Source organism: Pokkaliibacter sp. MBI-7 (genome assembly GCF_029846635.1).
In the GTDB taxonomy this organism is placed as follows: domain Bacteria; phylum Pseudomonadota; class Gammaproteobacteria; order Pseudomonadales; family Balneatricaceae; genus Pokkaliibacter.
Genome location: NZ_JARVTG010000002.1, coordinates 590,925 through 615,782, shown reverse-complemented (window position 1 = coordinate 615,782; position 24,858 = coordinate 590,925). Strand labels below are relative to the sequence as shown.

23 protein-coding genes, 3 pseudogenes and 1 other annotated feature are annotated in these 24,858 nt (G+C 56.5%); of the genes and pseudogenes, 12 read left to right on the top strand and 14 right to left on the bottom strand.

What is annotated here, in order from left to right; genetic code table 11:
- Positions 1 to 2 precede the first annotated feature (2 nt).
- The 3 genes from QCD60_RS22440 to QCD60_RS22430 are packed head-to-tail and all read left to right on the top strand — an operon-like array spanning position 3 to position 2,444.
- Complete coding sequence (locus QCD60_RS22440; RefSeq protein WP_279788609.1) at positions 3 to 380, top strand: hypothetical protein; 378 nt, start codon at positions 3 to 5, stop codon at positions 378 to 380.
- 50 nt (positions 381 to 430) lie between these two features.
- On the top strand, positions 431 to 1,732 hold the full coding sequence (locus QCD60_RS22435) for a citrate:proton symporter (RefSeq protein ID WP_279788608.1): 1,302 nt from the start codon (positions 431 to 433) through the stop codon (positions 1,730 to 1,732).
- Positions 1,725 to 2,444, top strand: coding sequence for an alpha/beta hydrolase (locus tag QCD60_RS22430; protein ID WP_279788607.1), 720 nt, complete (start codon positions 1,725 to 1,727; stop codon positions 2,442 to 2,444). Before QCD60_RS22435 ends, QCD60_RS22430 begins: the two co-directional genes overlap by 8 nt.
- A gap of 160 nt (positions 2,445 to 2,604) precedes the next feature.
- Here QCD60_RS22430 and cydB read toward each other — a convergent pair whose 3' ends face one another.
- Both cydB and QCD60_RS22420 read right to left on the bottom strand, forming a co-directional pair.
- Positions 2,605 to 3,612 carry a cytochrome d ubiquinol oxidase subunit II gene (cydB, locus tag QCD60_RS22425; protein ID WP_279788605.1) on the bottom strand — a complete coding sequence of 336 codons (1,008 nt, stop codon included), beginning with the start codon at positions 3,610 to 3,612 and terminating at the stop codon, positions 2,605 to 2,607.
- A complete protein-coding gene (locus QCD60_RS22420) occupies positions 3,612 to 5,060 on the bottom strand; it encodes a cytochrome ubiquinol oxidase subunit I (protein ID WP_279788603.1) in 1,449 nt (482 codons plus the stop codon). Before QCD60_RS22420 ends, cydB begins: the two co-directional genes overlap by 1 nt.
- A 286-nt stretch (positions 5,061 to 5,346) precedes the next feature.
- Here QCD60_RS22420 and QCD60_RS22415 point away from each other — a divergent pair, with 286 nt between their 5' ends.
- The 5 genes from QCD60_RS22415 to QCD60_RS22395 all read left to right on the top strand — a co-directional run bounded on the left by QCD60_RS22415 (position 5,347) and on the right by QCD60_RS22395 (position 10,216).
- Positions 5,347 to 6,768, top strand: coding sequence for a PLP-dependent aminotransferase family protein (locus QCD60_RS22415; RefSeq protein WP_279788601.1), 1,422 nt, complete (start codon positions 5,347 to 5,349; stop codon positions 6,766 to 6,768).
- 104 nt (positions 6,769 to 6,872) lie between these two features.
- Positions 6,873 to 8,582: a nitrite/sulfite reductase gene (locus QCD60_RS22410; protein WP_279788599.1), complete on the top strand. Its 1,710-nt coding sequence runs from the start codon at positions 6,873 to 6,875 to the stop codon at positions 8,580 to 8,582.
- Positions 8,579 to 9,160, top strand: a complete 582-nt coding sequence (locus QCD60_RS22405; protein WP_279788597.1) for a DUF934 domain-containing protein — start codon at positions 8,579 to 8,581, stop codon at positions 9,158 to 9,160. Before QCD60_RS22410 ends, QCD60_RS22405 begins: the two co-directional genes overlap by 4 nt.
- On the top strand, positions 9,147 to 9,503 hold the full coding sequence (locus QCD60_RS22400; protein WP_279788595.1) for a CidA/LrgA family protein: 357 nt from the start codon (positions 9,147 to 9,149) through the stop codon (positions 9,501 to 9,503). Before QCD60_RS22405 ends, QCD60_RS22400 begins: the two co-directional genes overlap by 14 nt.
- Complete coding sequence (locus tag QCD60_RS22395; RefSeq protein WP_279788592.1) at positions 9,500 to 10,216, top strand: LrgB family protein; 717 nt, start codon at positions 9,500 to 9,502, stop codon at positions 10,214 to 10,216. Before QCD60_RS22400 ends, QCD60_RS22395 begins: the two co-directional genes overlap by 4 nt.
- Before the next feature lie 94 nt (positions 10,217 to 10,310).
- Here the strand turns inward: QCD60_RS22395 and QCD60_RS22390 are convergent, their stop codons facing one another.
- The 6 genes and pseudogenes from QCD60_RS22390 to QCD60_RS22365 all read right to left on the bottom strand — a co-directional run bounded on the left by QCD60_RS22390 (position 10,311) and on the right by QCD60_RS22365 (position 14,900).
- Positions 10,311 to 11,129, bottom strand: a complete 819-nt coding sequence (locus tag QCD60_RS22390) for an alpha/beta hydrolase (protein WP_279788591.1) — start codon at positions 11,127 to 11,129, stop codon at positions 10,311 to 10,313.
- A gap of 201 nt (positions 11,130 to 11,330) precedes the next feature.
- Positions 11,331 to 12,214: pseudogene (locus QCD60_RS22385) on the bottom strand (IS5 family transposase).
- A 214-nt stretch (positions 12,215 to 12,428) separates the two neighbouring features.
- On the bottom strand, positions 12,429 to 12,704 hold the full coding sequence (locus tag QCD60_RS22380; protein WP_279788589.1) for a hypothetical protein: 276 nt from the start codon (positions 12,702 to 12,704) through the stop codon (positions 12,429 to 12,431).
- 218 nt (positions 12,705 to 12,922) lie between these two features.
- Entirely contained in the window at positions 12,923 to 13,330 is a 408-nt protein-coding gene (locus QCD60_RS22375; RefSeq protein WP_279788587.1) for a hypothetical protein, read from the bottom strand.
- Between the two features lie 170 nt (positions 13,331 to 13,500).
- A pseudogene (locus QCD60_RS22370) lies at positions 13,501 to 14,716 on the bottom strand (IS3 family transposase).
- Positions 14,326 to 14,442, bottom strand: a sequence feature (AL1L pseudoknot). (Overlaps the previous pseudogene by 117 nt.)
- Complete coding sequence (locus QCD60_RS22365; RefSeq protein ID WP_279788586.1) at positions 14,688 to 14,900, bottom strand: hypothetical protein; 213 nt, start codon at positions 14,898 to 14,900, stop codon at positions 14,688 to 14,690. The pseudogene QCD60_RS22370 and the gene QCD60_RS22365 overlap by 29 nt, the downstream one beginning before the upstream one ends.
- Before the next feature lie 322 nt (positions 14,901 to 15,222).
- Between QCD60_RS22365 and QCD60_RS22360 the strand changes: the two genes are divergently transcribed.
- Complete coding sequence (locus QCD60_RS22360; RefSeq protein ID WP_279788585.1) at positions 15,223 to 15,741, top strand: hypothetical protein; 519 nt, start codon at positions 15,223 to 15,225, stop codon at positions 15,739 to 15,741.
- A 32-nt stretch (positions 15,742 to 15,773) separates the two neighbouring features.
- Here QCD60_RS22360 and QCD60_RS22355 read toward each other — a convergent pair whose 3' ends face one another.
- Entirely contained in the window at positions 15,774 to 16,358 is a 585-nt protein-coding gene (locus QCD60_RS22355) for a hypothetical protein (protein WP_279788584.1), read from the bottom strand.
- 573 nt (positions 16,359 to 16,931) lie between these two features.
- Here QCD60_RS22355 and QCD60_RS22350 point away from each other — a divergent pair.
- A complete protein-coding gene (locus QCD60_RS22350; protein WP_279788581.1) occupies positions 16,932 to 18,137 on the top strand; it encodes a PrpF domain-containing protein in 1,206 nt (401 codons plus the stop codon).
- Between the two features lie 68 nt (positions 18,138 to 18,205).
- Here the strand turns inward: QCD60_RS22350 and QCD60_RS22345 are convergent, their stop codons facing one another.
- The 4 genes from QCD60_RS22345 to QCD60_RS22330 form a co-directional block, all read right to left on the bottom strand.
- Positions 18,206 to 18,982, bottom strand: coding sequence for an ABC transporter ATP-binding protein (locus QCD60_RS22345; protein ID WP_279788579.1), 777 nt, complete (start codon positions 18,980 to 18,982; stop codon positions 18,206 to 18,208).
- On the bottom strand, positions 18,976 to 20,046 hold the full coding sequence (locus tag QCD60_RS22340; protein WP_279788577.1) for an iron ABC transporter permease: 1,071 nt from the start codon (positions 20,044 to 20,046) through the stop codon (positions 18,976 to 18,978). Before QCD60_RS22340 ends, QCD60_RS22345 begins: the two co-directional genes overlap by 7 nt.
- A gap of 10 nt (positions 20,047 to 20,056) precedes the next feature.
- The gene (locus QCD60_RS22335) at positions 20,057 to 21,187 is read right to left on the bottom strand and encodes an ABC transporter substrate-binding protein (protein ID WP_279788574.1); all 1,131 of its coding nucleotides are present in this window, start codon (positions 21,185 to 21,187) and stop codon (positions 20,057 to 20,059) included.
- 413 nt (positions 21,188 to 21,600) lie between these two features.
- A complete protein-coding gene (locus QCD60_RS22330; protein WP_279788572.1) occupies positions 21,601 to 22,527 on the bottom strand; it encodes a cyclase family protein in 927 nt (308 codons plus the stop codon).
- A 239-nt stretch (positions 22,528 to 22,766) separates the two neighbouring features.
- Here QCD60_RS22330 and QCD60_RS22325 point away from each other — a divergent pair, with 239 nt between their 5' ends.
- Together QCD60_RS22325 and QCD60_RS22320 are read left to right on the top strand one after the other, a co-directional pair.
- Positions 22,767 to 23,435: a DsbA family protein gene (locus QCD60_RS22325; protein ID WP_279788570.1), complete on the top strand. Its 669-nt coding sequence runs from the start codon at positions 22,767 to 22,769 to the stop codon at positions 23,433 to 23,435.
- Positions 23,436 to 23,499: 64 nt separating this feature from the next.
- A pseudogene (locus QCD60_RS22320) lies at positions 23,500 to 23,726 on the top strand (IS4 family transposase); the annotation flags it as partial.
- A gap of 27 nt (positions 23,727 to 23,753) precedes the next feature.
- On the opposite strand, the gene QCD60_RS22315 reads toward QCD60_RS22320, so the two are convergent.
- Entirely contained in the window at positions 23,754 to 24,821 is a 1,068-nt protein-coding gene (locus QCD60_RS22315) for a hypothetical protein (RefSeq protein WP_279788568.1), read from the bottom strand.
- Positions 24,822 to 24,858: the final 37 nt, after the last annotated feature.

Below are 24,858 nucleotides of genomic sequence, written 5' to 3'. Positions count from 1 at the left end.
ACATGACTTCCATCACCATCACAGCCACTGAAAGCAATGCTCAGGTACGGCTGGTCGATGTCGCCCATGCCCGTGCCGGCGACAAGGGCAACACCCTCAACATTGCGGTGTTTGTCTACCGCCCCGAGCACTACGACTGGCTGGTCGAACACCTGACCGAAGACGTGGTCAGGGCCCGCTTTGCCCATCGCAAACCGCTGAAGGTCAGCCGGTACTGCCTGCCCAACCTTCAGGGCATGAATCTGGTGCTGGAAGGGGTGCTGGAAGGTGGCGTCAACGCCAGCAGCACCCTTGACCGCCACGGCAAGAGCCTCAGCTATCTGCTGCTGGGCATGTACTTACCCGCCCCTGGAGAACACCCCCTCTCTCAGGAACGCTGACAACAAGGGAGCGTCCGGCTCCCGCACTTCCACAACTCACGGAGCACACAATGATAACAACGCTCGGATTCGTGATGATGTTAGGCATCATCGCTTTGATATTGCTCAAACGCCTGACACCGGTGGTGGCCTTTGCCCTGGTGCCGGTGGTCATCTGTATGCTGGCAGGTTATACCCCGGCCAAAACCGGTGAATTCATCAAATCCGGCCTGACCTCTGTCGCGCCGACCGCCACCCTGTTTATTTTCGCCATTCTCTACTTCGGCATCATGCGCGAACGCGGCATGTTCGATCCGCTGGTCAATCTGCTGATTCGCAGCACCCGTGGCAAACCCATGCGGGTGACGGTGGTGACCGTACTGGTGGCTGCCATTGCCCACCTTGATGGCGTCGGTGCGGCGACCTTTCTGCTGACTATCCCCGCTCTGCTGCCACTCTACCAGCGCCTGAAAATCAGCCCCACCGCCCTGCTCTGTCTGGTCGGCCTGAGTGCCGGTATCGTCAATATGGTGCCCTGGGGTGGCCCCACTGCCCGCGCGGCGGCTACGGCCGGTGTGGATGCCTCCGCACTGTGGCTGCCACTGGTGCCGGTGCAGATACTGGGTATCGCACTGATGCTGGCACTGGCGGTGTACTTTGGCCGCAAAGCCGAGCGCAATCTGGCGGCGGAAAACCTGCAGCACAGTGATATGTCAGCCTACCTGCTGCCACCCCGTGCGACAGCGTTGCCCACCCGTCACTGGCGTTACTGGGCCAACGTGATCCTGACGCTGATCATTCTGGTGATTCTGTTTACCGGCGCCTTCCCGCTGTATGCCGCCTTTATGGTTGGTCTGGCCATCGCCCTGCTGCTGAACTATCCCGGTGTTGAAGAGCAGAGCCAGCACATTGCCGTGCATGCCAAAGATGCTCTGCAGATGGCACTGGTGATGCTGGCTGCCGGTATCCTGCTGGGTGTGCTGAAGGGCACGGGCATGTCCAACGGTATGGCTACCGCACTCATTGATATTCTGCCTGACGGCTCTGCCAGCGTGCTGCATCTGATCGTCGGAGCGTTTGGCGTGCCTCTGGGCATGTTGTTCTCACCCGATGCCTACTATTTCGCCCTGATGCCCATTGTGCGTGATATCAGCCTCTCTGCCGGTGTCCCGGTGGAGGCCGTCGCCCGCGCCATGCTGATCGGTGAAAACACCGGTTTCAGCATCAGCCCGGTGGTGCCCAGCGTCTATCTGGCCATTGGTCTGGCCGGTGTGGAGCTGCGTGAGCACATCAAGTTCACCTTCTTCTGGGCGTGGGGAATTGGCATCGTATTACTGGCCTTCGCCAGCCTGACAGGAGCCATCGGTGGCTGAGCAACATCACCTGCCGCCGCCCACAGCCAGCGTGGTGACGCTGGCTGGTACGCTGCTGCCCCCCTGGATTTTCCGCGCCATGGAATGGCCTTCTCCCTGGCAGTGGCAGCCCATTGACTGGCTGAAGCGCTTCCCTGCTACCGATCTGGATCAGATTGCCACTGCCCTGTTACCGGAACTGCAGCAGCGCTGCCTGCATCAGCCGGTGGTGATCATCGGCCACTCGGCCGGCGGCGTACTGGCACAGTTGCTGGCCGCTGCTCTGGGGCCACACCTGAGCGGGCTGATTCTGACTGACACCGGTGCCAGTGCCAGCCAGCACGGCGACCCTGATCTGCCCCGGCGTATGCGCGAGCACTGGGGCAGCGCTTTTATGGCCAGCTTTTTCGAGCGCTGTACCGGCAAGGATGTGGCGGCGCAGCTGGGCACCGAGCTGGCCGACTATGCGCTGAGCTTTGTGCCTGCCGAAGTGGAAGCTGCCATGACCAGTCTGCGGCGGCTGGACCTTCGCCCACGGCTTGCAGACATCACCTGCCCGACACTGATCGTGCATGGTCGCTTTGATCCGGCCCGACAGCTTGCGCACGCAAAGGAGCTGGCTAACGGGATTGCCGGCGCCGAACTGCAGCTGCTGGAGTGTGGCCACAGCCCGATGCTGGAACAGCCCCATGCTTACAGTGTGCTGATCAGCCAGTTTCTTCAGCGCTGCTGAAAACGGTTTTTGCCTCACCCGAGACAGCCCCGCCAGAAACTGTGCCACCAGATACCACTCCACCAGAAACCACTTCATCAGAAACAAACAGGCCGGGTAAAAAGGCGTTCACCTCTTTACCCGGCCTGCTGCTGAATGGCCGCTCCCCCTGACTGACTACTCAGTGATAGCCATCGCCGATCTTCACCTTGCCGCGGAACACGTAGTACGACCACGCGCTGTAGGCCATGATCACCGGCAGGATCACCAGCGCACCGACCAACGCAAAGCCCATGCTCTGCTCCGGTGCCGCCGCCTGCTGAATGCTGATGCCGGGCGGGATTACATTCGGCCAGATGCTGATGATAAAACCGGTGTAGCCGAGAAAAACCAGACACAGCGCCAGTACGAACGGCCCCACTTCCGGCTCACAGCGCAGCACCCGTAACAGCCCCCAGGCACAGAGCAGCGTCAGCAGCGGCACGGGCATAAAGAACCAGAGATTGGGCGTGGCAAACCAGCGCTCCGCAATCTGCTCCGACATCAGCGGCGTCCATACGCTGACCACGGCGATACAGCCCAGCAGCACCAGTGTCAGTGGCCTTGCCAGCTGCACCATACGCTGCTGCAGGCCCCGCTCCGTTTTCAGAATCAGCCAGGTGGCACCCAGCAAGGCGTAGGTCGCCAGCAGGCCCAGCCCGGTAAACAGGCTGAAGGGTGTCAGCCAGTCCAGTGCGCCACCGGCGTAGGCACCGTTTTCCACTTTGATGCCCTGCAGATAGCTGCCCAGCGCCACCCCCTGAAAGAACGTGGCGATGTAGGAGCCCCAGCTAAAGGCCTTGTCCCAGAACGGGCGATGCGCCTCATCCGCCTTGAAGCGAAACTCGAAGGCCACACCCCGCCAGATCAGCCCGGCCAGCATAAATATCAGCGGCAGATAGAGTGCGCTGAGGATCACCGCATACGCCAGCGGGAAGGCCGCCATCAGCGCTGCACCACCGAGAATCAGCCAGGTTTCGTTACCGTCCCACACCGGGGCAACGGTGTTGACCATCACATCACGTTCGTCGCGCTGCCTGACAAAAGGAAAGAGGATGCCGATGCCCAGATCGAATCCGTCCATCACCACATAAATCATCACGCCAACAGCAATGATGATGGTCCAGATAACCGGAAGATTAATGCCCATCAGTGTTGACCTCCGTGCTGGCCGGTTTTGCCATGCGCTGCATTTAGTCCCTCTTCCACCGCGGACAACGGCCGCGCCGGGCGCTGATGAGGCAGCAGATCATGGTCTTCATCGAGGGTATCGCCCTCGTGCTCATGGGGGCCCTGCGCCGTCAGCTTGAGCAGATAACCGATACCGGTGCCGAACACCGCCAGATACATCACCACAAACAGCACCAGCGTGGTGGTCAGCGCCATGGCTGAATGGTTGGAGACGGCATCTGCGGTGCGCATCAGGCCATAGACCACCCAGGGCTGACGGCCAATTTCGGTGGTAAACCACCCGGCCAGCACAGCAATCAGACCACTTGGCCCCATCAGTACGGCAAAGCGCAGAAACAGCCGGTGGCTGTACAGCCGCTCTTTCCGGCGCAGCCACAGCGCCCACAGTCCCAGCGCAAGCATCAGCATGCCGAGCACGACCATGATGCGGAAACTCCAGAAAATCACCGTGGCGTTGGGCCGATCCTCTTTGGGGAACTCCTTCAGCGCAGGGATCTGACCATTCCAGCTGTGGGTGAGGATCAGACTGCCAAGGTGCGGCACCTCGACGGCAAAGTGATTTTTCTCCTCTGCCATGTCCGGCCAGGCGAACAGGATCAGGGGCACGTCTTCACCGGGCTTGTTTTCCCAGTGGCCTTCGATAGCGGCCAGCTTTGCCGGTTGATGCTCCAGCGTATTGAGACCATGAGCATCACCAATCAGTATCTGCAGCGGCGCGGTAAACAGCAGCATCCACATGGCCATGCTGAGCATGGTCCTGACCGGCTGACTGCGATTGCCGCGCAGCAGATGCCAGGCCGCTGAGGCACCGACAAAGAGTGCTGTCGAGAGGAATGCTGCCGCCGTCATGTGCGCCAGACGGTAGGGAAAGGACGGGTTAAAGATGACCTTCAGCCAGTCGGTCGGCACCACCCGCCCGTCGAGCACGGCATAGCCCTGCGGCGTCTGCATCCAGCTGTTGGAGGCAAGAATCCAGGTCGCCGAGATCAGCGTGCCAATAGCCACCATCACCGTGGCGAAAAAGTGCATGCGCGGGCTGACCTTGTGCCAGCCGAACAGCATCACACCGAGGAATCCGGCTTCAAGGAAGAAGGCGGTCAGCACCTCATAGGTCAGCAGCGGGCCGGTGATACTGCCTGCGTAGGAGGAGAAAAAGCTCCAGTTGGTGCCAAACTCATAGGCCATCACCAGCCCTGACACCACGCCCATGGCGAAGTTGACGGCAAATATTTTTGACCAGAAGTGATAGAGATCGCGGTAAACGAAGTCTTTCTTCCATAACCACATCCCTTCCAGCATCGCCAGAAAAGACGCCAGCCCGATGGTGATCGCGGGGAAAATAATGTGGAAGGAGACGGTAAACGCGAATTGAATCCGCGCCAGATCCAGCGCACTGATGCTGTTCATAGGATCTGCCTCCCGCAGCGGCCAGCAACGGCCCCCGGCGCTGGAGGCACCACCCCCGCCTGAGTAGAGCGATAGGTTGTCATGATATTCCTGCCTGATTGACGTCACGCCATCCGCACGCGCTGATCAGCCCTTGCCGTCATGCTGCCCAATGGCATACCTGAAAACGCTTTCAGGGTAAGAAATCATCAAAAACCAGAACAGACACTGATTTTCCATTTTTAATAGGAACAGTTGTGTGATTTAGTGAGCGCTATTCCTCCGACCTTCAAACCGGGCAGCGTTTATGGCCAGTAACAGTTTTCGCTATCGGCATCTTGCCAACACCTTCAGAGACAGCATTCAACGGGGCATCTGGCTGGCCGGTGACCGGCTGCCTTCAGTACGGGAGGTGATGAGCGAGCACAACCTGTCCCGCTCTACCGTGCTGCATGCCTACACCCTGCTGGAAGCCGAAGGTCTGATTACCGCCCGCCCGCAGCGAGGCTATTTTGTCAGCGGCCCGACCGCCATGCCTGACGCGCCTCAGCACAGGACGCCTGTCAGCCAGCCACGGTTATTGAGCCTGGAGGAAGTCATCAACGATGTGATGATGCAGGGTGCCGCCTTTGACCTGTTGCCGGAACAGGGGCACGTCGATGAAGCACCGCTGGAGCTGGAGGCGCTGCATCGCTGTATCGGCCGGGCATTACGGCAGCAAAAAGGGCTGCAACACCAGTATTACGATGAGCCCGACGGCCTGCCTGCCCTGCGCGATATTCTGGCGCAGCGCCTGCGCAAGCAGGGCTGCCATGTGAATCAGGATGATGTAACGATCACCAGCGGCTGCCAGCATGCCCTGCTGCTGGCACTGATGAGCTGTACCCGACCCGGAGATGTGGTAGCAGTGGAAAGCCCCGGCTTTTTTGGCAGCCTGCAGGTGTTGCAGCAGCTGGGTCTGCAGGTGGTGGAGCTGCCCTGTGATCCGCTGAACGGGCTTGATCTCGACAGCCTTGAACAGGCCCTCCGGCAATGGCCGATAAAGGCCATGGTCGTCACCCCCACCTATGCCACCCCAACCGGCAGCTGCATGCCTGCTGATCAGCGGTTACGGCTGATCCGCATGGCACGCCAGCACAGCATGGTGCTGATCGAAGACCATATTTATGGCGAGATGGGCCTCAACGCCAGCCCGCCCGCTCCCCTGTTTGCCCGTGATCCGGACAACGTCATTCTTTGCAGCTCCTTTTCCAAAAGCCTGTCCCGTGATCTGCGGGTGGGCTGGGTCGTTAACCGTAAACGCCACAGTGAGTTTAGCCGCCTGAAGCGCATCACCACGCTGGCCAACAGCCGCTTTATTCAGCAGGGGCTGGTGGATTTCATACAAAGCGGCGACTACGACCGCCACCTGCGCCGCTACCTGCAACGCCTGCGCCATCAGCGTAATGGTCTGGCGGAACTGCTTGGCAACGTCTTCCCCGGTTGCAGTTTTACCCTGCCCGAGGGCGGGCTGTGCCTGTGGCTGGCCCTGCCGGAACACACCGACACCATGGCGATCTACGCTACTGCACGGCAACAGGGCGTGGTCATCACACCGGGGGCGATGTTTACCACCCAACCTGATCTTTACCGTCACTATCTGCGCCTGAGCTTCGCCCATCCGTGGAATCAGCATCGGCGGCAAGCATTGCAGACGGTGGCAACGCTGGTCGCGGCAAAGCACAACTGATCCCATTATTTTTCAGAAAACTGTAACTGCTCCCATTTTCCCTGCCCGCTAGAGTAACGACATCACACATCAGGGTGTCGCCATGCAGCGGCAGAGGAACAGCGGTGTACCAATACGATGATTACGACCGTGCACTGGTGCGCGAGCGGGTCGAGCAGTTTCGCGACCAGATCGCCCGTTTTCGCAGCGGCGCACTGAGCGAAGAAGAGTTTTTGCCACTGCGCCTGCAGAACGGCCTCTATCTGCAGCGCCATGCGTACATGCTGCGTGTGGCCATTCCCTACGGCACCCTGTCATCGCCACAACTGCGCACACTGGCCAGCATTGCCCGTGACTACGACCGTGGCTACGGCCACTTCACCACCCGGCAGAATATTCAGTTCAACTGGATCGAGCTGGATCAGGTTGCCGATATTCTGGCGCGGCTGGCACACGTCGATATGCATGCCATCCAGACGTCCGGCAACTGCGTACGCAACATCACCACGGAAGCCTTTGCCGGTGTGGCCGCTGATGAATATCTTGACCCGCGTCCGCTGGCTGAAATCCTGCGGCAGTGGTCGACGGTCAACCCGGAATTTCTCTATCTGCCACGCAAATTCAAGATTGCCATCAATGCCGCCGCCGAAGACCGCGCGGCCATCCAGATGCACGATGTGGGCGTCTATCTCTATCGTGATCAGCATCAGGCGATGAAACTGCGCATCATGGTGGGCGGCGGTCTGGGGCGGACGCCGATGCTCAGCGAGCAGATTCGTGATGACCTGCCCTGGCAGCATCTGCTGTCTTATGTTGAAGCCATCCTGCGGGTGTATAACCGCCATGGACGTCGTGACAACAAGTACAAGGCGCGCATCAAGATTCTGGTCAAGGCACTGGGGATGGAGGCTTTTGCCCGTGAGGTGGAAGCCGAATGGCAACATATCAAGGATGGCCCGGCTGAGCTGACCGAAGCGGAATATCAGCGCGTAGCCGCCACCTTTCAGCCACCGGCGTATCTGCCGTTGCCCGCCACCGATATTCACTACGGCACCGCCCTCAGCCGTGACGACAACTTCGCCCGCTGGGTCAGCCGCAATGTCAAAGCCCATCAGCAGGCGGGCTATGTCTCTGTGATTCTCTCCACCAAGCCCGGTATTGCCTCACCGCCGGGTGATGTCACCGACGGGCAGATGGAAGCGGTGGCCGACCTTGCCGATCAGTACGGCTTTGGCGAGATCCGCATCGCTCATGAACAGAATCTGGTGCTGCCTGATATTCGCAAAAGCGACCTCTACGCCCTCTGGCTGGAACTGGGCAAGGTCGGCCTCGACAGCCCCAATGCCGGGCTGCTGACCGACATCATCTCCTGCCCCGGCGGCGACTACTGCGCACTCGCCCTCACCCGCTCCATTCCGGTGGCGCAGGCCATCCAGCAGCACTTTGATGATCTCGACTACCTGCATGATCTGGGCGACATCAACCTCAATATCTCCGGCTGTATGAATGCCTGCGGCCATCATCACATCGGCAATATCGGCATTCTCGGGCTGGAGAAGAACGGGGCTGAGTGGTACCAGATCACCATCGGCGGCGCGCAGGGCAACGATGCAGCCATCGGCAGGATTATCGGCCCGGCGGTCAGTGCCGCCGACGTACCCGCCGTCATCGACAAACTGGTCAGCACCTATACCGATTACCGTGAAGGCGACGAGGAGTTTGTTGATACCGTCCGCCGCCTCGGGCTGGCGCCGTTCAAAGAGCGGGTGTATGGCCATGCCAGTGGTCATCACACCGCTGACAATAACGCGGCGGTGCGGGAGGTGACACCATGAACAACCTGATTCGTCTGCATCAGGGTCAGGCGCTGCTGGTGGAGGATGACCCGTGGCGATGGATTCAAACCAGTGCCGGGGCCGATGAGGCTGTCAGCGCAGGCGAACAGCACCTGCTGCTCCCCCTGGCAGACTGGCTGCGTCTGCAGCCTGAACGGGTGTGTCAGGGCAAAGCCATCAGCGACCACGGCATCTGGCTGGCGGCGGATAACGAGCCGGAGCAGCTGCAGCCCTGGCTCGCCGTACTGCCGCTGATTGCACTCGACTTCCCGTCCTTTCGCGATGGCCGTGCCTACAGCCATGCCTACATGCTGCGCACCCGCCTCGGCTGGCAGGGCGAGCTGCGGGCGATTGGCGATGTACTGCGTGATCAGCTCAGCCATATGCGCCACTGCGGCATGGATGCCTTTGCCATCCGTGACGACAAGTCAGCAGCGGAAGCCCTGCCGGGGCTGAACGGTATCAGCGTGCTGTATGGCCGTTCGGTCGCTGTACCGGTGCCACTGTTCCGGCGGCGTCACAGCAGCGATCATGCGCAGCCTGACCACTCCGAGCAGCCCGCTCATGACCTCCGTTAGTGGCCTGCTGGGGCTGATCGGCTTCCAGCTGCTTGGCTCACTGGTCAGCGACCTGCTCGTCCCTTCCCTGCCCGGCCCGATACTCGGGCTGGCTTTTTGTCTTGGCTTTCTCTGTCTGGCCCCTGAGTCGCTCAGCCAGCCCGTGGAAGCGGCCGCACGGATGCTGCTTGGCTATCTGCCGTTACTGCTGATCCCTCCGGCGGTGGGGCTGATGGATAACATTGATACCCTGCAGAACAACCTGCTGCCCATTACTGCGGCGCTACTGGGCTCGCTGCTGATAACCGTACCGGTCTGTGGCCGGCTGATGCAGCGACTGATCAGGGCGGGCCAACAACCATGACCAACGCCCTGACATCACTCAGCCAGCATCCGCTGTTTTCCGTTGGAGCCACGCTGCTGGCATTCCAGCTGGCCCTGTGGCTATACCGTCGCAGCCAGTGGATCGTCTTGCAGCCGGTACTGGTCGGCACCCTGCTGACGATGCTGCTGCTCCGGCTACTGCACGTCGATTACGCCACCTATCACCGGCAGTCTGCATCGCTGTGGTTACTGCTCGGCCCCGCCACGGTGGCACTGGCCGTGCCGCTGTATCATGGCCTGCCGCGCATTCGCAGTCTGCTTATGCCAACCCTGGTCACGCTGGGTACAGGCACGGTGATGATGCTGGGGCTGACCGTCGTACTGGCCCGGCTTTTCGGTGCCGACATCACCCTGACCCTGTCACTGGCACCCAAATCCGTCACTTCCCCCGTGGCGATACTGCTCGCCGCACAGACAGGAGGGATTGCCTCCCTGACAGCGACTTTCGTCATGATCACCGGCGTGCTGGGCGCCATCGTTGGGCCCGGCCTGCTGAACTACACTGGCGTCACCCTGCCCGCTGCACGGGGGCTGATACTCGGCGTGAGCGCCCATGCGGTCGGCACCGTGCAGGCGCTGAAAGAAGATGCCGAAGCAGGCGCTTTTGCCGCATTGGGCATGAGTCTGGCGGGCGTGCTGACGGCATTACTGTACGGGCTGTGGGGCTATCTGAACTTACCGGTGACGGGGTGAGTCTCATCCGTTTCGGGTTCTAGTGCGCGTGCCGTTTCCGGCAGCTCCATGTGCTGACCACACTGTCGCTGTAAAGTGCCTGCTGCTTTCACTATCACTCGTCAGCCAGCCAGCGGCCGATGGCGCGCAGCACCGGGCCTTCCTTCTCGCGATGGGGTACGTGGCCGCAGCCATGCAGCTCCAGCAGCGTGGCCGCACCGGCTACACGTTCAACGATGCGCTGAGGATGCACAATGCTGCCGTACTCGTCGCTGTCACCGTGAATGGCCAGCGCCGGGCACTGCACCTGAGGCAACGCATTATCCAGATTCCAGTCAGCAAAAGCGTCGGACTGCCAGGTGTTGATCCACGAATCCAGCACCCAGCGGGCCTTGCCACCGTGGTATTTTTCCAGTTTTTCCAGTTGCCCCGGCTGCGCAAACAGCTGCTGTGCCTCGCGAATACCATCGAGCACCTGCTGCTCCACAAACGTCATGGTGGCCAGCGTGATCAGCCCATCACAGCGCTCTGCAAAAGCGCCGGCAATATTGACCGCCATACAGCCGCCGACACTGTGGCCGAGCACGATAAAGTGATCCACCTGCAGGTGTTGCAGCAGCGCCGCAAAACCTGAAGTGGCCTCACGTTCGATAAAATCCAGCGGCAAGGTGCCGGGATACGGGTCTGACAGGCCGAAACCCAGCCGGTCATAGGCGATCACACGCCGCTGCGCCGCCCCGGCCAGATGCGCCGGAAACTCCCGCCACAGGGCCACGCAGCCGAGCGAGTCATGCAGCAGGATGATGGGTGGCTGATCAGCAGCACTGCTGGCCGGGTGCCAGCAGCGGACGGAAAGATTCCCGCCTGCTGTGGCTACGTCCATATCGAACACCTGTACTTCTGCTGCACTGGCAGCCATCGACTCTTGGGTCACGCGACAGACTCCTTATGACTGGCACCGCTACATTCCTGGGCACCGTTATCGTTCAGATCAGCATATGGATGCACAACCTCATGTGCGATTACCACCAAGCGATTATGCAGTTCCAAATGCTCTGCCCAACATTTATAGGTATCGCGGGGCTTTGTTGCATAAATAGATGTCAGCATATAAGACCCCTTACCCCAGATGATCTTATGGCATGCGCTCCGTCATCGGTGTCCCGAGCAGCGTAAAGCGATTCAATATTGCCGCCCGCCCTGAAGCTCGGCGACCTGCCGGTCAAAATCCCTTGCCATCACACGTTCACCCAGCCCCTTGAAACAGTGCATTTTGGTTTCCACCAGACTACGCCGATGATAACCGCTCCACTTCTTCCAGATCTTTCGGCGGCAATTTTCCTTCCACGGCTTCGCATTCTGGCGGGTGGGTATCACCGCCTCGGCCTCTCGCCGGGCTATCGCCTTATGACAGCTTCGCGTGTCGTAGGCGCCATCTCCACTGACGGGCGCTATCTTCTCCTCCACCGGAATCTGACTCAGCAACCCGGGCAGCATCGGCGCGTCCCCCCACCGCATTGTCGGTCACCTCAATAGCCCGGATTTCCAGCATGTGCGCATCGATGCCCAGATGCACCTTGCGCCATTGGCGGCGGTAGTCCGCACCGTGCTTTTTGGTTTTCCATTCCCCTTCGCCCAGCATCTTGATACCAATGCTGTCGATCAACAGATGCAGTCCGGTGGTGGCTGGGCGGCAAGGAATCACGACCTGCAGCGACTTCTGGCGCCGACAGACGGTGCTGTAGTCAGGGGGTGCCCAATCCAGCCCTGCCAGTTTAAACAGGCTTTGTACTCTACCCACAACCTGCTACTTCACTGGTTGTAGAGGCATTTAATGGTCAGGCAGAACTGAATGGCGGCATCGCTGAGGGTGGGTGTACGACCTCGCTTCCCGCACACAGAACCGTACCAGTTCATGTCACGGTCGAGCCAGATCATCAGCGATCCACGCGCTTTGAGCGCGGCATTGTAGGACTTCCAATGGGTGGTTTTGTACTGAGGTGAGGCAGGTTGATTCATGCCGTCATTCTACAGCATGGGACTCAACATGATTTGTGCAACAAAGCCGTTTTTCTTTGTAAATGGTGTACAGTGAAAAGCTAGTTATTTTTAAATGTGAATTCGCTGCGGTATATATAAAAAACCGCCGCAGAGCAAAGAGATAGTCTGTTTTATTTATGTCGCATGCAACGTAAGTTACGTATTGCTGTATTGTCTTTTATAGCAATAGACTTTATGCGAACTCTCCTATTGTTACTGGTGTTTTGAGCTGTTCATTTCTATTTGCTCTAAATATTAACTGACTTAATTTTTTTGCACCTTCAGCGTTTGTCAGCAAAATTTTCTGTAGGCTTTCTTCGTAAATAATATAAGGAACAATTCCAAAATTTAAAACTGCTTCTGAATTAATGCTCGTTGCTCCATAAGTTAGCTCAAGCAAAAATGAATTGTCATTATGCTTTTTTAATTTTTTTAGAGTTAGTTTAATATCATTGACTCCAAACTGCATAGCCAGTTCAATAATTCTGAAAATCGTTAATGTTCATTTTGTATGTTGTAGTTTGCCAAGAATATCGGATTTTTACTTGCCCAACATCATCAAGGCCATCAACAACTACCCAGTGTCCTATCTTATTTCCCTTTTCCCATAGTTTTGCTGCCCACGAGCCGGTTGAAGAGCACCCGGTTGTTTAGCTTCATAGTCTTCAATAGTCGGCTCAACTGGTTCTAATTGTTTAAGTTATTAACATTTCGAATGGAAGTACATTGAGAGATTCCAATTTTTCTTCCATCTGATATGCAAAAAAACTCACCTACTATAGTGGCGTATTTTATTTTCATTGAAATTGCACTTTTTTTAACACATTTTCTCCATGACTCAATGTCTCCATGATATAGAAGTGCATAAAACTCTGCCCCATCAGGAATGCCAAGCATGAATCCTGTCGAATTCAGGGCTCCATCTTTTGGATATGGAGGCTGGAAATTATTATCAATATCATAGAACTGTTTGCTAAGCGGCCTCCCTTTTATGTTTTCTAAATAGATGTACTCTCTTCCGTCTACGGCGATTGTTCCCGGTATCGTGTCATCTGTTCCTATCTCTCCTAGGATTTCTCTCATCTGGTTACTCATTTTTCACCTACTTAATAATCGCTGGAGTTATGATGAACTTAAAGTCATTTATTCCAGAATTTCTGAAAATCTGAGTATAAAGAATTGCCAACTCAGTACTGTTCGTATGATATATGACGCCACCTTCAAATTGAACCGCCCCGAGTTTTGCGGAGGCTGGTTGGTTTGAGTCAAGCCGCAATGGCCTGACTCCCGAGGTTGCGGTAGTAGTTTGCCTCAGCTTCTGCCGGTGGAATATAGCCAAGTGGCTCAAGCAGCCGCTGGTGATTGAACCACGACACCCAATTGAGGGTCGCCAGTTCCACCTCTTCCAGGCTGCGCCAGCGGCGCCGGTGGATCACTTCGGCCTTGTACAGACCGTTGATCGTCTCTGCCAGCGCGTTGTCGTAGCTGTCGCCCTTGCTGCCCACCGATGGCGCGACCCCCATCTCAGCCAGCCGCTCGCTGTAACGCAGCGACACATACTGCGAGCCCCGGTCGCTGTGGTGGATCAGCGCGTTCCGCTCTGGCCGTCGGGCGTATAGCGCCTGCTCCAGCGCATCCAGCACGAAGTCGGTGCTCATGCTGCGGCTCACGCGCCAGCCGACAATGAAACGCGAGAATACATCCACCACGAAGGCCACATACACGAACCCTTGCCAGGTCGAAACATAGGTGAAATCCGGGACCCATAGCTGGTTGGGGCGCTGGGCTACGAACTGCCGATTAACCCGATCCAGCGGGCAGGGCCTGCTTTCATCTCCATGGGGGGTTCGCACCGCCTTGCCCCGGCGTACGCCATGCAGTCCTAAACGCTTCATCAATCGCTCCACCGTACAGCGGGCCACGGCAACGCCCTGGCGCTTGAGCGCACGCCACACCTTGTCAGCACCGTAGACCTGCAGGTTCTCTTCCCAGACCCGCCGAATGTCGTGGCTGAGCGCCTCATCGCGCTTGTCTCGGCGGCTGCGCAGGTCCGGCTGACGTTGTCGTGCAACATGGCGCCGGTAAGCGGACGGGGCAATCTGCAGAACCTTGCAGAGCGGCTCGACCCCGAACCGCGCCCGCTGTTGGTCGATGAACGATCTTATGACTTGAAGCGGCGGTCGAGCTCCGCCTGGGCAAAAAACGCGCTGGCCAGACGCAGGATCTCGTTGGTTTTGCGCAGCTCCCGCACCTCGCGCTCCAACGACCTGATCCGCTCCTGCTCGCGAGTGGTCAATCACGCTGACCCGTATCACGCTCATACTGGCGCACCCAGTTACACAACGTCTGTGGGTTACAGCCTATCTTGCTGGCGATCGATACGATTGCAGCCCACTGAGACTCATGCTCACCGCGCTGCTCAAACATCATCCGTACCGCACGCTCACGGACTTCAGGGGAAAACTTGCTGTTCTTTTTCATGGCTCCATCTTCTCAAAAGTTGGAGCCTCCGCGAAAGCCGGGGCGGTTCAAGATAGGCGTCCATCTCGGCATCAAGGCTGCGGTTGATCATGCGTTGCAACAGCTGCGAATAGAACGTGTCTACGTCCTGCGGGGTCTTACAGTCCTTGAGGAGTTCATCGAGTGCTTCCGGTTTGAGGGCCATTTTCCTGCTCCTTGGGCGGCGTACCGCGAGTGTGTCAAAGAGCAGCTGCATAGTTCAAATTACAGACTCAATATGAAGTTCATTGCCTTGTAAAGTGTACTTTACAAAGGGGTATTACTTGATAGAATGAACCACTAATGAACCACTAATGAACCACTAATGAACCACTAATGAACCACTAATAAATCACGCATGAACCGAAGTGGGCTATCTGTGGGCCTTTGTTGGTTTTGTAGTGATTTATCAGCGAACCATCGATGGCAAATGGTGTTGTAGTTAATGCATTGAAATTTAACACTATTCATAAAAGGATAATCATATTATGGCTGTATATGTTCAAGCGAAAATACGTTTAAAATTGAAAACAAATGAATTTCTGAAGCAGTATTGTGAAATAAATGAAACTACGCAATCTAAAGTTATCGATAAAGCCCTTATGGCTTTTTTTGAGACTGATAAAAACTTCGCGATGGAAGTGGGATTAGATTCTTCGTTTGAGCATGATGTAATCACAGTCAATGAATTAGAAAATAAAATTTTTGAACGTTATAGTGTAATGATTTATATACATGCGGAACAAAGTGAAAAAATTGGTATTAATCTTACCTCTTGGCCGAAATGTATGGGTAAATATACGATTAGAGAGTTCAAAGAGAAAATATTACAGCGCTGTTTAGCAAAAGCTGTTAATGTTACTGTCATTGATGCATTTGGACAAAGTTGTAATCCACGGACAACGATAAAAACACTAAAGCAAGAATTTTTAAATTTGAAAATAAATTTAAATTCTTTTCAAGAGTTTCATGATTACTGGAGCAATTATAGCGAAAGTATCAGTTGATTTATTATTCACAGCCTTCACCTAACGCCAAGTTAACCGGCAGAACGGAGCCGGCCTGCCAGCGGAGTGATTTGCAGCGGGGCATATAATTTTGCGCAGCAAATGCCCCGCAGCAAACTGTCCGTGTTGAACGCCTTGTTAGCTTTTTTCGGCTTTTTCTTAGATGTCTTAGCGCTGCTTATTCTCTTTATTCCATGAAGACCTGTTTCCATTCGTCGTGTTCGGCAATTTGAGACATAGCCGGCAAAGGAAAGGTAGCCTTCTTCAGTTGTGATTTCATAGGTAGAGTCAGCCTTGATCGCGAACCAAGTTCCCGCCTCAATCTTGTGCTTTTTATTAAGGATAAGACTTCCCTTAACGATTAGTCGGAAAATATTTTCATCGTGCTTATGCGGAGTAACAACTGTTCCTGCAGGGACACTGACCATGTAAAACATATTGTGCTGAAAAAGCGGATATAGAATTGGCTCCTTAATTATTCGGTCATCGTCGCCATCTACGAGTAACTCCTTATTTTCAAAATTTGTAGAAATAACGACTCCTTGCTTATCGAATGGAAGCGACAGGCGCTCGATTCGATCAAGATAGGTAGATAGGCGTTCATGTATTTCTTTCATTTCAAACACTCCTTGCTTGGTGGTGGTGGAAAGCTAACAGTATGTTAATGAGGTCTTCGACCTCATAACAATTATTAAAAGGTATACCTTTTAGTAAACCTTACCCTAAAGATAAGTCGCGTAAGTTTTTGATCTTAAAAGGAAAAATAAATTAACCAACACTAACACGAGTCACTAAAAGGTATTTTTTATCGATAAAGACCATCTAAAAGGTAATCCGTCTTCCAGGTTTTTCAAGGAAGAAACATTCGATAAGGTGAAATCCCCCTCTCTTATATCTGCTGAATCCACTGCATGGGGCGAATCGCTGAGTACGTCAGCCTTAAAAACAGGCTCACACAGAGCGATGAACACCTGGCGGTCGTGCAGTTCACACACTAGAGGTCGTAGAAAGGCTAAAAGCAGGCTGCACGGTTAAGGCCCACTGAACGGCTGGGCGAATCGACCAGCACGAGAACAAGACCGGCGGTGCTGACATACTCAACCAGACAGAGATTCTCCTGCAGCAACGTTGGGATATGCGGTTTCCACCCGCACCTACAGCGCATCCACTGCTGACTCTAAGGCCTTGCCATGCGCTACCCCCAAAAACACAACAATATCTGGGAATTCCCTGTCCACCATATGCGCGGTGGCACCTCTACCGGGCTGGTGATCTGGGACGATATCGCCCCGCGGCAGACCGAGCTGAGGGAAGAGCTGCTGCGCCACCTGATGGGCGTCCCCCTTACAGGTGAACAGCCCGGTAACCGTCAGATCACTGGCCTTGGGCGCGGCCCGGCCACCAGCAACAAGGTGTTTTTTGCCACGCTTGAGCAGACTGATCAGGGCGTGCGGCTGGTCAGCACGCTGGCTCAGCTGGCAGCGGAGCACGGGCGCATCGACTGGAGCGTCAACTGCGGCAATATGTCTTCCGCCCTGCAGCTCTGGGCCATCGATACGGATCAGGTCACGGTCAGCGGTGCGGGTGCCCATACCCTTGAGATTTTCAATACCAATACCGGTGTCAGTACGACATCCCGCGTAGTCACTGAGGCTGATGGCCAGTTCAGCACAACGGCGATCCCCGGTGTCATGGGCCATCATCCGGCGGTGGATCTGTTTCTGCATAACCCGGTCGGTGCCAAAACCGGCACCCTGCTCCCCACCGGCAACGCGACAGACGTTATTGATGGCTGTCGGGTGAGCTGTGTTGATATCGCCGTGCCGATGGTGATTATTCGTGCAGAAGATATGGGTAAGACGGGATACGAGCCGATGCAGGCGCTGGAGGCTGACCAGCCTTTTATGACCCGGCTGAAAGAGATCTGGACGGCGGCGGGGCTGAAGATGCAGCTGCGTCACAAAGACGGACGCCTGCTCACTGCCGATGAGCTGGCCGCCAGCGAGACCATTCCCAAGGTGTGCATCGTTGCACCAGCCCGCGACGGTGGTGATATTACGGTGCGCTATTTCACCCCGCAGACAGGCCATAATTCCATGGCCGTTTCCGGTGGCTGCTGTCTGGCGGCGGCCACGCTGATCCCGGGCAGTGTCGCTCATGAGATCGCTGGCAAGTCGGTTGAGGCAGAAGCCAGCGAGCAGTTTATCGGTATTGAGAATCCGGCGGGCATTCTGGGGGCCAGTGTGATTGCCCGGCACACTGCTGGCGGCATCGCTATTCAGCAGGCAGCGTACCAGCGCAGTGCTCAGGTGCTGCTGCAAGGTTACATGCCGCTCTACAACGCTTCCCCTGCGTTGCAAAAGGCACTCGCTGACATCAGTCAGCACACGCAGTAGCTATCCGCTGAAACGACAACGACCAGAACAGGGTGACTGTTCTGGTCGTTGTTGTATTGCAGTGTCAGTCAGGCTGCGGCTGTCTGCGCCGCATGGCTGACCACGCCATCAACGATGACATGACGCAGGCCACGGGAGCAGCGCTCAATCCGTGCCTCCACCTGATACACCCGGCGCAGCATGGCCGGGGTGATGATGTCTTCCACGGCGCCACAATCCACCAGCCCGCCGCCTGCCACCACCATGGCCTGATCAGTAAAGCGCAGTACATGGTTGAGGTCATGTAACGCGATAAAGATGATCATGCCACGCTGCTGTGCCAGCTCGCGCACCAGCGCCATGACTTCGATCTGGCGATGCAGATCAAGGGCCGAGGTGGGTTCATCCATCAGCAGCACTTTCGGCTCACGCACCAGCGTCTGCGCAATGCCGACCAGCTGACGCTGCCCGCCGCTCAGATCAGACACGTTACGCTCACTCAGCTCAGTGATGCCCAGTGCTGCCATGGTGCTGTCAACGATGGCCAGATCGTCCTTCGATACGCGCAGTGAACTGCCCTGCTTGCGCGCCAGCACGACAGCTTCATAGACGCTGAGCAATGCGCTGGAGGAGGTATCCTGCGGCATATAGCAGATCGCCGAGGCGCTCATGTCGGCGCCGAGGGTGACGGTTCCCGGCCCGGCAAACAGGCCAGCCATACGCCGGAACAGCGTCGACTTCCCTGCCGCATTGGGGCCGATCAGGGCAATGACCTCGCCGGCGTTGAACTGCGGCGTGGAAATGCCACGGAGGATTTCGGTGCGACCGTATTTCGCACCAATGTCATCTAACTGAATGCTTACCATGGCCGTTTCTGATTGCTGAGAATGAGCGAAACGAAGAACGGAATGCCGACCAGCGAGGTCACCACACCGATAGGGAAGATCGTCCCGGGGATGAGCATCTTGGAGACGATCGAGCTGGCCGACAGTAACAGCGCACCGCACAGCGCCGCCGCAGGCATAAAGAAGCGCTGATCTTCACCAATCAGCATCCGCGCGATATGCGGCCCGACCAGACCGACAAAGCCGATAGTGCCGACAAAAGACACCGGAATCGCTGCCAGCAGGCTGACCAGTAACAGGGTTTCCAGACGGATGCGGGAGATATTCACGCCGAAGCTTTCCGCTTTGGCATCCCCCAGACGCATCGCCGTCAGTGCCCATGCCCGTTTGACGAATATCGGTATGACTGCCAGCAGAATGGCGAGGGTGATCCAGAACTTAGGCCAGGTGGCTTTGGTCAGGCTGCCCATGGTCCAGAACACCACCGCCGCCATGGCCTGCTGTGAGGCAAAGAACTGCACCAGCGCCAGCAGCGCATTGAAGCAGAACACCAGCGCTATACCGAGCAGCACGATGGTCTGCACCGAAACGCCACGCCGCATACTGACCAGATGAATCAGACCGGCTGTCAGCATCGCCACGATAAAGGCGTTGATCGGCACCAGATAGTCCAGTGCGCCCACAAAGGGCACCAGCGCTACACCAAAGGCCAGCGCCAGCGCCGCACCAAAACTCGCCCCGGCAGAAATACCCAGTGTGAACGGGCTGGCCAGCGGGTTGTTGAGGATGGTCTGCATCTGCGCACCGGCCACAGACAGGGCGGCACCGACGACAATCGCCATCAGTGCGATGGGCATGCGGATTTCCCACAGCACCACACGAATCTGAATGGACACCTCTTCCGGGGCATAGAAGGCTTTGATCACATCGGCCAGCGCATAGTTGGACGGGCCCAGCGCCAGATCGACACACAGGCTGGCGATCAGTGCGAGCACCATCGCCGCCAGTATCAGTTGCCGGCGCCAGACCAGAGCGTGGTAATGACCACGCCCCGTTCCGACTTCAGCCGCGGCCGGGGCCGCCATGTTTGAAGTATTACCTGGCATCTTTCAGCGACACCCAGTAGCCCGATACGTAGTCCACGGGCAGGAACTTCTCGTGCAGCTCCCTGAAGGTGGCTTCCGGATCCAGATCCGCGAACAGATCAGGATGCAGCCACTTGGCCATTTGCTGGATGGCTACAAACTGATAGGGGCTGTTGTAGAACTGGTGCCAGATGGCATGGAACTGCTGGTTTGCAACCGCAGGAATACCGGTCATGGCGACCCGTTTGGTCAGGTTTTCCAGCTTGCGATGGGCTTCCTGCAGATTGGCGCCGGGGCCAACACCCACCCAGTTACCACCGGGTACGTAGGCATCCCACATCCCCCCCGTGACGATCACCTGATCCGGGTTGGCAGCAATAATCTGCTCGGGGTTAAGGGTCCCGAACGTGCCGGGGATAATGCCCTTGGCGATGTTGGTGCCACCGGCCATTTCAACAAACTTGCCGAAGTTGTCGTCACCGAAGCTCATGCAGCAGTCATCTGAGTAGCCGCCTGCACGGTCAATCAGCACTTTGGGGCGGGCAGGATTGGCTTTAGCGATGACGTCGGTCACCCGGGCGATCTGCTGTTCACGGAACTTGATGAAGTCGTCGGCTTTCTGCTCTTCGCCGAACAGCTCACCGATCAGACGCATGCTCGGCTCGGTGTTGGTGAAGGGATGCTCGCGGAAGTCGACGTACACCACGGGAATGCCGGCAGCAGCCAGTTTTTCGATGTACCTGGCATCTTCAGTGGCTTTTTTTGACTCGATGTTAAGCAGCATCACGTCAGGCTTGAGGCTGACCGCCTGCTCAACGTCAAAGCTGCTGTCCTTGAAGCCACCAAAGGTAGGAATCGAGGCCATCTGCGGGAACTTCTTCAGATAGATGGCGTAGTTATCAGGATCAGCCTGCGAAAAGTCTTCACGCCAGCCCACAACACGTTTAAAGGGATTGTCACGATCCAGTGCAGCCACCAGATAAATCTGCCGGCCTTCGCCCAGAATCACCTTGTTGACCGGTACATCAATGGCCACGCTGCGCCCCGCCACATCCGTCACGGTGACTTCCTTTGCCCAGGCACCATTTGCCAGAACAGCCAGACCCAGCAACGCTCTGGCAGCGACCTTATTCCACTTCATCGAAGACTCCTTAGATGTGCCTTGCGGCACTGACTTCACTTTTTACTCTCGTTACCGGCTCACCCCGTGCCGGTGACTTACTCAGCGGTGCCACGGGAAAAATGGCTGCATTTTTCACCGTTGAGCATCCATTCACACTGAACGTCCATTCACACTGAACGTCCATTCACACTGAGCAAACATTTGGGACGGCAAACTATGAATGCTAAGACTTCTCATTTCAACTTGTATTTATATAAACGTTTAAGAAGTAAGCAGTTCGCGCCGTAGGTAGAAAAAGGAGGCAGAAAAGGAGTTAAAAAAGTTCCATCCAATCAAAGAGAAAGTGAGTGCGGGCAGGAGTATCGGTGATGGGTAAAGAAGCCGGAGCAGCCTGAGGCTCCGGCTCACATCAACAGGGGTAAAGAGGCAGGTTAGCGCACACGCATTCCCTGCTGTTCATCGTAGTGCAGAGGCTTATCAAACTTGGGTAACGGCACATCGCCCTCCCCGGCTTTCACACCGTACTGCCAGTCTGCCGGGCAGATGGCGATATAACGGGCATAACCGCCAAGGCCGCCACCAAACTTCGGGTAGCCTATCGCCACCAGTGCGCCTGTTTCCGGCACTTTATCCAGATTGGCGACGCCTTCGGCCTGCGCATAGCCGTTGTGCATCAGCCAGTGCTCGCCCTCCAGCGTCGGGGTGGAGTCGGTATCCAGCGGCTCATGGCCGTGGAACAAAATATGTCTCTGCTCGTGCAGGAACTTAAGCGCGGCCAGTGATACGCCGGGGAACTGTGTCAACCTGGCCAGCTCCGGGTCAGGCCAGCGCTTTGACCAGTCAGAGCGAACAAAGACCACCGAACCTTCGGGGATGGTGCCATGCTGTTTCTCCCACGCTTCAATGTCGGACACCTGCAGCGCGTAGTTGGGATCTTCGTTCACCTGCTCAACGATGGAGATCACCACCAGAGGGCGCACCGCGTAGGAAGCGGGAATTTCGTCAATGGCGGCGTACTCCGGTGCCCAGTGAGCGGGAGGATCAAGCTGGGTGCCGAGCTGGTCGGTCTTCAGTACGTATTCCGTGGCCTCAAACCCATGTTTGGCATAGGTGTAGGCTTCGCCTTTGGTGGCAAAACCGTCCATATCCACACCGGCTTTGGCTGGCGCAAAGCGAGAGTCACTGAATCCGGCCCACACCGGAATGTGCGGTGTGATGGTGTGTGTCATGTCAACGTAACGGGCATTCTTCAGGGCGGAGTTGTATACCGCCCACAATCCGGGTTCCTCAGCGGCATACGCCGTACCCATCATGCCCAGAGCGGATAAGACGGCAAAGGCCAGTGTGGCTCTCTTCATTGCATTTCCCTCTTGCGATTAATCTGTGCCGATACACAGCGTCTTCAAATTACACAAAAGCGCACCGCCCGAATATCAGCCAAAAGAGAGAGGTTATCTGCACAGACTGCGCTTAACCTTGCCAGTTCCCGCTTCGTTTGCTCTGAATACGCAACAATCCCTTCACTGATCTGCGCTATTTGCCAGTTCAATGCTGCTTTACACTGGCTCCCTGTTTTCCCTTCCCATAGGTAGTTGCCGTGAGCGATATCCGTCTGCTGTATTTCTTCGACCCGTTCTGTGGCTGGTGCTATGCCAGTGCGCCTGCCCTGGCCACGCTGGCTGAACACTATCCGCAGCAGCTGGAACTGATGCCATCCGGGCTGTTCTCCGGATCGGGTGCCCGCCCCATGAGCCGTGATTTTGCCGCTTACGCCTGGCAGAACGATCAGCGGATCGAAAAGATGACAGGCCAACGCTTCACCGAGGCGTATCTGCAGAATGTGCTGCACAGCTCAGATGTTCGTTTTGACTCAGGCTATGCCAGCATTGCCATGACCGCTGCCGCGGAGCTTGCCCCTGCACTTGAAGCCCGCGTGCTGCATGCCCTGCAGCTGGCTCGCTATGTAGATGGGCTGGATACCAGCAAGGCCGAAGTCGTTGCGGCGGTGTGTCAGCAGGTTGCTGAACAACAGGGCATGACCCTCTCACAGCAGGACTGGCTGGCAAAACTGCAGGACAGCGCGCTGATCGCGCAACGCGATGCCCGCATCGGGCAGGCGCAGCAACTGATGCAGCAGCTGGGTATTCAGGGCGTCCCTCAGTTAGTGGTGACCCGCGGCGAACAGTACGGTGTGGTCAGCGGCGGCGCGCTCTATCAGGACAAAGCGGCACTGCTGGAAATGATTGCCAATGCGCTCAGGGCCTGAACTTTCGGCATAACACTGAGGCTTAAGAAGATCCGGTATGCTGCATTGGGTGCCGGATTTTTGCGCACCGCGCCTGATCCGCTTTAAACCGGCTTGTCAGTATATCGTGCCCAACTGATCGTAATGGCAGCGGCGCAGTCGGTATCGATAACGGGGGCACGGCTCTCGGAACTAAAAGCGGGAGTGTCGAGTTTGTTCAAAGATGACCGTCCTCGACCTTCGAGGCCGGGGACGGTCATGACGTCCAAACCCCGCTATCCGGTGAACCGTAAAGCGGCTCCACTTAAGTGAGCAGCATCAGTCACCCGCACCGGGGGGTTAACGCACAATGCGGAAGCCCGGCTCCAAGCCTTCGGTTTCCAAGATGTCTTCGCTGTCAATTTCGACAATCAGGCTTTGGGAGGGCACCGTACCGGACATGGTGGCAGATTCGGTGAAGCGGTACTTCTCGACCATTTTGCCATTGATGTTTTCATAGAAAACGATGTCATAAGTGAATGGTACATCTTTCAGCGCCGCTTCCAGCACCTGAATAGACGCCGTGGTCCTTTTCCGCGCGGGGCAAGGAATATTGGCGTTCCACGTGTGCGCGTAGGATTTGCTGTCAGTCTCTTGCACACCATAGGCGTACTGGTAACTGAACTGAAAGTTGAAGGTTTGGGTGGCGGAGATCTCCCCCATTTTAAAGCTGGCTTTGGCACCGATGACGTAGCTGTACCCCATCATGGCATTGACGGTATGGGTGCGGGTAATGGTCTGGGAATGGGTCTCGGAGGTGGTATCCGAGTAGGCTGCGGAGGTGCTCTCGTCCGAGTTGTTTTCAAAGGTGATGGAGTTGATCGACTTGAGCGAACCTTTTTTCAGCTGGGCTATCAGGGCCGGCTCGTCAACCTCGACATTTTCTATCCGCACGGGATAACCAAAGTCAAAGCGCAACTTATCGATACGACCACCGCTTCGGCCCCGAATTTGGCGAAGCACCAGCCCTCTGTCCGATTCATCGAAAGTGAAGGGGCTACCGCCGCCGCCACCGAAAAGCTCGGAGGAGATCACCTGGCTGCCGTCTGCCGTTTTGGCAACAAAACGCAACTGGTCCACCCGTTCCCCGGCGCGCCCCTCGATCCGGTAGATGTCATACCCTCTTGGAATGGCAAAAGGCGTTCTTGGCGACCCTTTGCTGCCGCCATGATGTTTGCCGGGAACATCACCGTAGTAGACGATAATATTGTCTATCTCGGCGCCGGAACGTATTTCAATTTTTGAAATAGCGCCCGATTTGAGTACATGGATATCCTCGGCAAATTCACTCCCACCGTTCGTGCCAACGGTATGAGTGACCACGCTTTCGAGAATGGCATCTTCAACTGTTTTCGGTTTGTCTGACATTGCAGGTCTCCTGTTTATTATGGTTCATAGCCAGACC